The sequence below is a fragment of the Thauera phenylacetica B4P genome (genome assembly GCF_000310225.1).
Lineage (GTDB): Bacteria > Pseudomonadota > Gammaproteobacteria > Burkholderiales > Rhodocyclaceae > Thauera > Thauera phenylacetica.
This window is the reverse complement of sequence record NZ_AMXF01000341.1, coordinates 1-3,183: the sequence shown is the minus strand read 5'-3', so window position 1 is coordinate 3,183 and position 3,183 is coordinate 1. Positions and strand designations below refer to the sequence as shown.

Genomic DNA, 3,183 nt, shown 5'->3' with positions numbered 1-3,183 from the left:
GGCGCCCGCCACCCAGGCCGGACGGCCGATCCACAGCGGCTCGCCCCCGACCACGCCGCGCATGCCCTGGCCGGTCTCGGCCACCAGCTCCGCCACCGCGGGCAAGCTCGCCGCGCCAGCCGCCGCGCGCAGGCCGGACGCGACCGGGTGTGCCGAGCCCTGCTCGATCGCCGCGGCCAGCACCACCAGCCGCTCCGCCTCCACGCTGCCGAGCGCGCGCACCTCCTCCACCCGCATCCTGCCCAGCGTGAGCGTGCCGGTCTTGTCGAACACGAAGCGGTTTGCCCGCGCCAGCGTCTCGATCGCATGCCCGCGCGTGACCAGCACGCCCATGCGCGCAAGCGTGTCGGTGGCTACGGTGAGCGCGGTCGGCGTGGCGAGCGAGAGCGCGCACGGGCAGGCGACCACCAGCACCGACACGAAGACCCACAGCGCGCGCGAGGGGTCGATCAGGTACCAGGCCACCCCGGTCCCCGCGGCCAGCACCAGCAGGGTGACGATGAAATAGGCGGCGACGCGGTCGGACAGCGTGGCGATGCGCGGCTTCTCGGTCGCCGCGCGCTCCATCAGGCGGCGGATCGCCGCCAGCCGGGTGGCGTCACCGACCTGCTCGACGCGCACCAGCAAGGGTGAGGACACGTTGATGCTGCCGCCGGTGACGCGGTCGCCCACCACCTTGGGCACCGGCATGCTCTCGCCGGTGAGCAGGGCCTCGTTGGCCTCGCCGCGACCCTCGACCACCACGCCATCGACCGGGATGACCTCTCCCGGGCGCACCCGCAGCACGTCCCCCGCCAGCAGCTGCGAGGTGGGCACGCGCTCGCCGGCGGAATCCCCCGGCCAGCCGGCGATGCGCTCGGCGAACGAGGGCAGCGCCTTGCCGAGCTCCTCGACCCCCCGCACCGCCTTCTGGCGCGCGATCATCTCGAGGTAGCGCCCGCCGAGCAGGAAGAACACGAACATCGTCACCGAGTCGAAATACACCTCCGGCCCGTCGGTCAGCGTCGCCCACAGGCTGGCGGCGAAGGCGCTGCCCACGCCGAGCGCGACCGGCACGTCCATGCCCAGGCGGCGCAGGCGCAGGTCGCGCCAGGCGCGCTGGAAGAAGGGCGCGGCCGAGTAAAGCACCACCGGCAGGGTCAGCAGCAGGCTGGCCCAGCGCAGCAGCAGCTCGATGTCCCAGCTCATGTCGCCCTCGCCCGCCACATAGACCGGGAAGGCGTACATCATCACCTGCATCATGCCGAAGCCGGCGACGAACACCCGCCACAGCATCGAGCGCCGCTCACGGTGGGCGAGCTGCTCGGAGCGCTCGGCGTCGTAGGGGTAGGCGCGGTAGCCGATGGCCTGGATCGCGGCGAGGATGTCGGAGAGCCTGATGCGGCGCTCGTCCCAGCGCACGCGCGCGCGCCGGGTGGCATAGTTGATCTCGATCGCCGACACCCCGGGCAGGCGCGCGACGTGGTTCTCGTTGAGCCACACGCACGCGGCGCAGGTGATGCCCTCGAGGATCAGCGCGGCCTCGCGCTCGTGCTCGCCCACCGGGCGCACGAAGCTCTTCTGGAAGTCAGGGTGGTCGAAGAGGCCGAGCTCCTGCAGCTCGACCGGCATCGCCTCGCGCCGCGTCTCGGGCATCGCGTCGCGGTGGCGGTAGTAATCGACCAGGCCGTTATCGACGATGGACTGCGCCACCGCCTCGCAGCCGATGCAGCACATGCGCCGCTCGCGACCGTCGATGCGCACGTAGTGCCGGGTCTCGGGCGGGATCGGCAGGCCGCAGTGGTAGCAGTCGCGATCCGCAGCGGCATCGGCTGCGGTGGCGGGAACAGGCTTTTCGGCAGAGGTCATCGGCGCCAAGCGAAACCGCCCCGCACGCACACGCGCAGGGCGGGAAGAATTGGAACCGGTTTAATAGCACAATTCACCGGCCCCGGCCATTGCACCGCAGCATCGCTGGCCGGCGACCCCTGCGCTGCAGCGCGTCCTTACTTGGCGGCCATGCGGATCGCGCCGTCGAGGCGGATCACCTCGCCGTTCAGATAGGCGTTCTCGACGATGTGGCGCACCAGCGCGGCAAACTCGGCGGGCTTGCCGAGGCGCGACGGGAACGGAACCATCTTGCCGAGCGAGTCCTGCACCTCCTGCGGCATGCCCATCAGCATCGGCGTCTCCATGATGCCGGGGGCGATGGTCATCACGCGGATGCCGAAGCGGGACAGCTCGCGCGCCACCGGCAGGGTCAGCCCGACCACGCCGGCCTTCGACGAGGCGTAGCCGGCCTGGCCGACCTGGCCGTCGAAGGCGGCGACCGACGCGGTGTTGACGATCACGCCACGCTCGCCGCCGGCGTCGGGCTCGGCCTTGCTCATCACGTCGGCGGCCAGGCGCAGCATGTTGAAGGTGCCGATCAGGTTGATCGAGACGGTGCGCGCGAAGCTCTCGAGGCGATGCGGCCCCTCGCGCCCCACCACCTTCTCGGCCGGCGCCACGCCGGCGCAGCTGACCAGGCCGTTGAGCTTGCCGAAGCGCTGCACCGCGGCATCGATCGCCGCCTTGGCGCTGTCCGCGTCGGTGACATCGGTCCGCACGAAGCAGGCCGCCGCGCCGAGCTCGGCGGCGAGCGCCTCGCCCGCCTGCGCATTGACGTCGGCCAGCACCACGCGACCGCCAGCCTCGACCAGCATGCGCGCGCTCGCCGCGCCCAGGCCCGAGCCACCACCGGTCACCACGAATACGCCGTTCTCGATCTGCATCGCCTTTCTCCTCGAAAAATCGGTGACGGCCAACGCCGTCGCTGCGGTGCAGCACCTTAAATTACGTTGACGTAGGCGTCAATCGAATCACCCGTTCGGTGCCCGGTCCCGATGCTCAACCAGCCGAATCCGTCACTTCCTCGAAATCGAGATCGACCATCAGCTCGTTGGCGAGCGCCTCCAGGTCGCTGCGGACCCCGGCGAGGCCGATGCCGGCCGGCACCGCCAGCTCCGCACGCGCGCGAAACAGCGGCTCGCCGCTCATCGAGGCATTCTCGCAGGCCGTCTCCAGCGCGTCGATGCTGAGGCCGTGGCGGGCGAGCACCGCCGAGATGTCGCGCACGATGCCGGGTCGGTCATGGCCGACGAGCTCGAGCCGCGCCAGGCGCGGCTGCGCGGCGGCGGCCGCATCGGCCCGCACCACGGCGAG

General features: G+C 71.4%; 3 protein-coding genes. All 3 read right to left on the bottom strand.

What is annotated here, in order from left to right:
• A partial coding sequence (locus C667_RS21585) for a heavy metal translocating P-type ATPase (RefSeq protein WP_004384214.1) occupies positions 1-1,848 on the bottom strand: 1,848 nt, incomplete at its 3' end.
• Positions 1,849-1,985: 137 nt separating this feature from the next.
• Positions 1,986-2,753 (bottom strand): SDR family NAD(P)-dependent oxidoreductase, encoded by a 768-nt coding sequence (locus C667_RS21580; RefSeq protein ID WP_004384212.1) that lies wholly within the window; start codon positions 2,751-2,753, stop codon positions 1,986-1,988.
• 115 nt (positions 2,754-2,868) lie between these two features.
• Positions 2,869-3,183, bottom strand: a 315-nt coding sequence (locus tag C667_RS21575) for an ACT domain-containing protein (RefSeq protein ID WP_004384209.1), incomplete at its 5' end; no start/stop codon positions are given.